General features: G+C 73.1%; 6 protein-coding genes and 1 pseudogene. 6 read left to right on the top strand and 1 reads right to left on the bottom strand.

The annotated features are described in order from the left end of the window. Window positions 1–1,786 (top strand): annotated as a pseudogene (locus tag AB0I76_RS18745) (transcriptional regulator); the annotation flags it as partial. Here AB0I76_RS18745 and AB0I76_RS18740 read toward each other — a convergent pair. Then, window positions 1,762–2,316 carry a dihydrofolate reductase family protein gene (locus AB0I76_RS18740; RefSeq protein ID WP_357036754.1) on the bottom strand — a complete coding sequence of 185 codons (555 nt, stop codon included), beginning with the start codon at window positions 2,314–2,316 and terminating at the stop codon, window positions 1,762–1,764. The pseudogene AB0I76_RS18745 and the gene AB0I76_RS18740 overlap by 25 nt on opposite strands. A gap of 159 nt (window positions 2,317–2,475) precedes the next feature. On the opposite strand from AB0I76_RS18740, the gene AB0I76_RS18735 reads away from it, so the two are divergent. From AB0I76_RS18735 to AB0I76_RS18715, 5 genes are all read left to right on the top strand, one after another. Further along, entirely contained in the window at window positions 2,476–3,027 is a 552-nt protein-coding gene (locus AB0I76_RS18735) for a DUF5872 domain-containing protein (protein ID WP_357036751.1), read from the top strand. Between the two features lie 294 nt (window positions 3,028–3,321). After that, window positions 3,322–4,479, top strand: a complete 1,158-nt coding sequence (gene hflX, locus AB0I76_RS18730; protein WP_357036748.1) for a GTPase HflX — start codon at window positions 3,322–3,324, stop codon at window positions 4,477–4,479. 340 nt (window positions 4,480–4,819) lie between these two features. After that, window positions 4,820–4,993 (top strand): hypothetical protein, encoded by a 174-nt coding sequence (locus tag AB0I76_RS18725; RefSeq protein WP_357036745.1) that lies wholly within the window; start codon window positions 4,820–4,822, stop codon window positions 4,991–4,993. Continuing rightward, entirely contained in the window at window positions 4,990–6,003 is a 1,014-nt protein-coding gene (locus AB0I76_RS18720; protein ID WP_357036742.1) for a glycosyltransferase family 4 protein, read from the top strand. The genes AB0I76_RS18725 and AB0I76_RS18720 overlap by 4 nt, the downstream gene beginning before the upstream one ends. A gap of 118 nt (window positions 6,004–6,121) precedes the next feature. Beyond that, window positions 6,122–7,242: glycosyltransferase (locus tag AB0I76_RS18715; RefSeq protein ID WP_357036739.1), on the top strand; the 1,121-nt coding region annotated here is incomplete at its 3' end.

Here is a 7,242-nt window from a genome sequence, read left to right as displayed (position 1 = left end):
GGCCGCCGCGCAGCAGCGCGGCTTCCAGCTGGACGAACGGACGGCGCCGGCCGTCGCGCAGCTCTGCCGGCGGCTGGACGGCCTGCCGCTCGCGCTGGAGCTGGCCGCGAAGCGGGTACGCGCCCTGGGCCTGGACGGTGTCGTCGAGCGCCTCGACGACCGGTTTCGCCTGCTCGGCACGACGCAGCGGGACGTGCCGGCCCGCCAGCGCACCCTGACCGCCGTCATCGGCTGGAGCTGGGACCTGCTGGGTGACGACGAGCGGGTGGTGCTGTCCCGCCTCGCCGTGCACCCCGACGGCTGCCCGGCCGAGGCCGCCGAGGCGGTCTGCGGCGCCGACCTCGACGTCCTGACCGCCCTGGTCGACCGGTCGCTGGTGGTGCTGGACACCTCCGGCGTGGTGCCGCGCTACCGGCTACTGGAGTCGGTCGCCGCGTACGCCCTGGAACGCCTCGACCCGGCCGACCCGGTCCGGCAACGGCATGCGGCGTACTGGACGGAGTGGGCCGAGCGCGCCGACCCGCTGCTGCGCGGCCCCGGTCAGCGTGAGTGGCTCGCCCGCCTGGACGCCGAGACGCCGAACCTCCGCGCCGCCCTCGCGTACGGCGGCGGTCTGCGCCTGGCCAACGCTCTGACCTGGTACTGGTTCCTGCGCGGGCGGCTCACCGAGGCGCGCCGAGCCCTGACCCTCGACGGTGACGCCGGCGCGGGCGCCGAGGCGGCGGTGTGGCGGGCGGGGTTCGCACTCCTCCAGGGCGAGGCCGTCCCGGACGGCGACATCGGCGCCGCCCTCGCCGGCCACACCGACGGCCGGGCCACCTGGTTCGTGGCCGCGGCGCTGCTCGACAACAACGACCGTGCCCGCTCCGCCGAGCTGCTCGACCGGGCCCGGGCAGCCGGCGACGACCCGTGGGTCGAGGCGGCCGTGTGCGTGACCCGGGCGATGCTGGCCCATGCCGCCACTGACATCGCCGGGCTGGAACGCGCCGCCACCCGCGCCGCCGCGCTGTTCGCGGAGCTGGGCGACGACTGGGGGCGGTTCCAGGCGACCGACTGGCTGGGTGGCCTGGCCGAGCTGACCGGCGACCACGAGCGGGCCGTCGCCCTGCACCGTGAGGGGCTGCGCTGGGCCGAGGAGCTGGCGCTGTGGCCGCAGGTCGGCACCAAGCTGTCCTGGCTGGCCTGGCTCGCCGTACAGAACCGGGATCACGGCCACGCGCGGGAGCTGGCCGAACGCGCGTACCGGCTGGCGGTCGAGCAGGACGCACCGGCCGCGCGGGTCTTCGCCGAGCTGAACCTCGGCATCGCCGCCCGCCGGGACGGGAAGCTCGACGTCGCCACCACCCACCTGGAGCGCCTGGTCGAGCAGGGTGGCGAGGACGCCCTGTTCCTGCCGATGGTGCTGGGCGAGCTGGCGTACGCGGTGGCGGAGCAGGGGGACCGCGACCGGGCGCTGGCGCTGCACGCCCGCGCCTTCGACGTGGCCGTCGCGATCGACGCGCCGCGCGACGCGTGCGGCGCCCTCGAAGGGCTGGCGTCGGCGGCACCGACACCGGAGGTCGCGGCGCGGATCCTCGGTGCCGCGCACGCCGCCCGGGTCGCGTCCGAGGTACCGACCGCGCCGGCGGAGCAGGACGAACTCGACCGTACGACGACACGGCTGGTCGCGGCGCTCGGCCCGGACGGGTTCGTCGCCGCCTACCGGGTGGGACACGACCTGGGCCCGGGCGAGGCCCGGGCCCAGGTCCGACCGGCGTCCGCCTACCCGGCGGCAGCCGGCGTGTAGGTCGCGATGATCACGCCGCTCTTCATGACCTTCGTGTCGGCCAACGTGAGCGTGGTCCGCGCGTCGGCCAGCGGCGCCGACACCGACGACCCGCCCACGAACACCGGGTGGATCCAGAACCGCACCTCGTCCACCAGGCCGGCCTTCACGAGCGTGTCGGTGAGGACGCCGTAGCCGTACATCAGGATGTCCCCGCCCTCGGCGGCCTTGAGCTTCGTGACGGCCTCGATCACGTCGCCCTGGAGCACCTCGCTGTTCTTCCACTCCGGGTTCGTGAGCGTCGTGGAGGCGACCCACTTCTTGACGTTGTTGAAGTAGGCGGCGCCGGTGCTCGGGTCGCTCTCGTCCCTGGTGGGCCAGGCGCTGGCGAAGCCCTCGTAGGTCTTCCGGCCCAGGAGCAGCGCGTCGGCCGCGTCGGTCTGCGTACCGGCGAAGGCGGCGGCCTCGTCGTCGAAGTACGGCATGGTCCACGTCGGGTTCTCGATGACGCCGTCGAGGGTGATGTAGGTCGAGTTGATGATCCTGCGCATCGCGGGTTCCTCCTGGTTGCGTCCGTCTCTGTTCGACAACCGGAACTCTGCCGGATGCCGCTTACGGTTCGCTTCAGGTGCCCTGACGTGCCGTCCCCCGCGTGGGTGTCCGTCCGTCGCGTGACGTTCACGCCGCACGGCGTGGGGTAACGGCGTGTCATGGCGCGGTACACGAAACCGGAACTCCGGGAGCAGATCAAAGACGAAATCAAGGCCTCCGACAAGGGCGGCAGGTCGGGACAGTGGTCGGCGCGCAAGTCCCAGCTGCTCACCAAGGAGTACGAGAAGCGCGGCGGAGGGTACGAGGGGCCGAAGGACGAGCGGCAGAGGTCGCTGCAGCGGTGGGGTGCCGAGGAGTGGCAGACCAGGGAGGGCAGCACCCGGGCGCGTCGGAACGGCGAGACGAGTCGCTATCTGCCCAAGCGTGCCTGGAACGAGCTTTCCGAGAAGGAGAAGCGCGCGACCGACACCAGGAAGCGCCAGGCGTCCCGATCCGGTAAGCAGTTCGTGGCCAACACCGGACCGGCCAAACGCGCCCGCAAGGACGCCATCTCGGTCGGGCGGCTGTCGGACCTGACGGTTGCCGAGGCGGCGAAACTCGTCCACGGTCTCGACACGGGCCAGCTCAAGGCGGCACTGCGGACCGAACGCGCGGGGAAGGCCCGCAAGACGCTGATCCAGCGGCTGGAGTCGGAACTCGACCGGCGCTGATCAGGACCGGCCACCACCCGCTGTCGTTCCGCCTGCGGTGCCGGCCCACCGCGGCGCGCCGCGAGGGGAATCGCCAGGCTCGTCAGTGCCGGGGCGGCGACCGTCCAGCCGGGCAGCCCGGCGGCGAACGCGACGACCGTCAGTGTGGCGAAGGCGGCCAGCGGAGGCCGCAGCTCTCGCCGGGCACGCCGGGCTGCTGCACGACTAGGGCGCGCCCGCCTTCGGCACACGGACCGGGCATGGCTGGTCGTCGGAGGGGTACGGGGAGGTCACCAGGGGCGGAGAGAGGTGACGATGGCGGGATCGTGGCTGTTGGGGACGGAAGTCGGCACGCCCGGTGAGCGTCCGACAGCGGTGCTGGTGGCGGTACGTGGCGAGGAAGGCGACGGTGCCGGTGGACCCGGGACCGAGACGTCCCTGACCGAGCTGCGACGCCTCGCCGACACCGATGGCCTGCGCGTCGCCGACGCCGTGGTGCAGAGCCGCTCCCGGCCGGACCCGGCGACCTTCGTCGGCTCCGGCAAGGTCGACGAGCTGGCCGCGTTGGCCGAGCGGACACACGCGGATCTGGTCATCGCCGACGGCGACCTCAGCCCCGGACAGGTGCGCAACCTGGAGCAGCGGGTGGGTGTGCGCGTGGTGGACCGCACCGCGTTGATCCTCGACATCTTCGCCGAGCACGCCCGCACGAGTGAGGGCCGGGTGCAGGTGGAGTTGGCGCAGATCGCGTACCAGTTGCCGAGGCTGCGGGGCGACGGCCGGTCGATGTCCCGGGTGGGTGGCGGCCGGATGGCCGGCGGTGCGGGTATGGGTGTCCGTGGTCCGGGTGAGATGCGCCTGGAGACCCAGCGGCGTACGTTGCGGCAGCGGGCCACCCGACTGCGCCGCAACGCCTCCGAGCTGGCCAGGCGTCGTGAGCGCACCCGGAGCCGGCGGGCGCGCAACCAGATACCGTCGGTGGCGATCACCGGCTACACCAACGCCGGCAAGTCCGCGCTGCTCAACCGGTTGACCGGCGCGGACGCGCAGGTCCAGGACGTCCTGTTCGCCACCCTGGATCCGACGGTCCGGCGGATCAGCACGGGCGAGCTCACCTACACGCTCACCGACACCGTCGGCTTCGTCCGCCATCTGCCCCACCAGCTCGTGGACGCGTTCCGGTCGACACTCGACGAGGTCACGCGCAGCGACCTGGCTCTGCACGTGGTGGACGCCTCCGCTCCCGACGCGCTGGACCAGATCACCACCGTGCACGGCGTGCTGCACGAGATCGGGGCCGGGCAGGTCCCGGAACTGCTCGTGCTCAACAAGATCGACACGGCGCCGCCGGAGTGGGTCGACGCCCTGCGGCGTGCGTACCCGGAGGCCGTGGCCGTGTCGGCACTGACCGGAGCCGGTATCGACGACCTGCGGGCAACCCTGGCTCACCGGTTGATCGCACCTCACGCCTGACCGGGCGGCCGGTACAACCGGGGTCTGACCGCTGCCGAGCCCGGTGATGGTGCAGATCCACCTTGTGAGGCGTACGGTGGGCATGTCGCCCGGGTCCCGCAGTGGGGCCGCCAGGTGCGATCACCAGCAGCTCGCCAGAGGCGTTGACCGCCCGCCATCCGATCGCGACGGCCTGCTCGCCCTGGTGGCTGATCTCCGATCGCGTGCGGCCGCGGAACCCGCCGGCCACCGCACGTTCAGTTCGCCACGCAGTGCAATGGCCGGGCGGGATCCGGCCGGAGCGTCCACACCGCCGTCCGTCAGCAGGAATGTCCCGGACGGCGTCACAAGGGAGCACCTCATGAGGATCGCCCGGCACCGGATCGTCAACGTCCTTCGCGAGCGCGGCCAGCAGGCCAGGGCCGACTGGGTCGAGCGCGAACTACCGGAGCGTGTAAACCCCCAGGAGCACACCGGTCTGCTCGCCACCCTGCGTCTCGATCCGGCCGATCTCGCCGATGCGCCGTCCCCGTGAGGGTTGCCCTGCTCGGTCCGGTCGCCTGGCGCACACCTCCCCACCACTACGGTCCCTGGGAGCAGGTGACCGGTCTGCTCGCCGAGGGGCTGGTCACCCGCGGCGTGGACGTGACCCTCTTCGCGACGCTCGACTCCGTCACGTCGGCGGCCCTCGACGGCGTGTGCCCCCGGGGGTACGCCGACGATCCGGACCTGGACGGCCGGGTGTGGGAGGCGATGCACGTGTCCCACGCGATGGCCCGCTCCGGCCAGTTCGACCTGGTCCACAGCCACCTCGACTGGCTGCCGCTCGCCTTCGCCGAGCACTGCCGCGCTCCGCTGCTCACCACCGTCCACGGCTTCTCCGGCGCGGGCATCGTCCCCGCGTACGCCCGGGCCCGCTCGTCGTACGTGTCGATCTCCGACGCCGACCGGAGCCCGGAACTGGACTACGTCGCCACGGTGCACCACGGCGTCGACCTCGCCGGGCTGCCGTTCACCCGCGACGCCGGCCCCGGACTGGCCGCCTTCGGTCGCATCCATCCCGACAAGGGCACCCACACCGCCATCGAGATCGCCCGCCGCGCCGGCCGGCCGCTGACCATCTGCGGGATCGTGCAGGACGAGCGGTACTTCGCCGAGCAGGTGGCCCCCCACATCGACGGCGAGCGCGTCGTCTTCCTCGGATCCGTCGGCCCCCGGCGGCGCGCGGAGGTGCTGGGCGCCAGCACCGCGCTGCTGCACCCGATCGCCTTCGACGAGCCGTTCGGGCTGTCGGTGGTGGAGTCGATGGTCTGCGGCACGCCGGTCGTCGCGTACGCGCGAGGGTCCATGCCGGAGGTTGTCGACGAAGGGGTGACGGGGTTCCTCGTGCACACCGTCGAGCAGGCCGTCGACGCCGTCACCCGGGCTGCCGGGCTGGACCGGGCCGGCTGCCGGGCCCGGGCCGGGCAGCGCTTCGGCGCGGACCGGATGGTCACCGACTATCTGGCCGTCTACGACCACCTCATCCGCCGACCGCACGGCTGAACCCGGCGACCGCCCTCGAACTCGTTCCGCCGGCCACACACGCTGGCCGGCGTGCGCCGTCACCGCGTGAGGCCGCCCCGCACCCCGAGGCGTCCGACAACCGGAAGGCCCGACACCCATGCCCAGCTACGGATTCCTCAGCACCCACCCGCCGACCCGGTGTGGACTGGCCACCTTCAACTCCGCCCTCGCCACCCACCTGACCGCCGACGGCACGCGTGGTGGCATCGTCCGGGTCACCGACCGCGGCGACGACCTGCGGGTCGGACCCGGGGTCGTGCACACCTGGTCGACGCGTACCCAGGCCGGCTGGCGGGACGCCGCGGCCGTCCTCAACACCTTCGACGTGGCCGTCGTGCAGCACGAGTACGGCATCTACCCCGGCGCCGACGGCGAGGACGTCCTGCCGCTGCTGCGCCGGCTCACCGTGCCGAGCATCGTGGTCCTGCACACCGTGCTCCGCCGGCCCTCGGCCCGGCAGAGGTCACTACTGGAGCAGATCGTCACCGCCGCCGGAGCGGTCGTCACGATGACCGCCACCGCCCGCGCCCGGCTGCTCGTCGGCTACACCGTACGTCCGGGCAAGGTCACGGTCATCCCGCACGGCGCCGCCGAGCACGTCGGCGTACCCGCCGACCGGCGTACCCGCCCACACCTGCTGACCTGGGGACTGCTCGGCCCCGGCAAGGGCGTCGAGTGGTCGTTGCGAGCCCTCGCGCAGTTGCAGGACCTCGACCCGACCCCCACCTACACGGTCGCGGGCCGGACCCATCCGAAGGTGGTCGAGCACCAGGGGGAGGCGTACCGGGCGGGACTGCACCGGCTCGGCGCACAGTTGGGCATCGCACACGCCGTGGACTACCAGGACGTCTACCACGACGAGGCCACCCTCGGCCGGCTGATCCGCTCCGCCGACGTCGTCGTCCTGCCCTACGACTCCCACGAACAGGTCACCTCCGGCGTGCTCATCGAGGCGGTGGCCGCCGGGGTACCGGTCGTGGCCACAGCGTTCCCGCACGCCGTCGAGCTGCTCACCGGCGGCCCCGGTCTGGTTGTACGCCATCAGGATCCGGCAGCGCTGGCCGCCGCGATCCGGCGGATCCTGACCGAACCGGGCCTGTCCGCCCGACTGGCCGGCCGCATCCGGCCGCTCACCGCGGACCTGCGCTGGCCGGCGGTGGCCGCCCGCTACGGCGCTCTCGCCGAGCGGCTCACCGCCGCCCGCCCGACTGTGGTCAG

Origin of the sequence: Micromonospora sp. NPDC049799 (genome assembly GCF_040656655.1) — a bacterium.
In the GTDB taxonomy this organism is placed as follows: domain Bacteria; phylum Actinomycetota; class Actinomycetes; order Mycobacteriales; family Micromonosporaceae; genus Micromonospora.
Note: the sequence above shows the minus strand (reverse complement) of the source record. Positions and strands in the feature narration are given on the sequence as shown.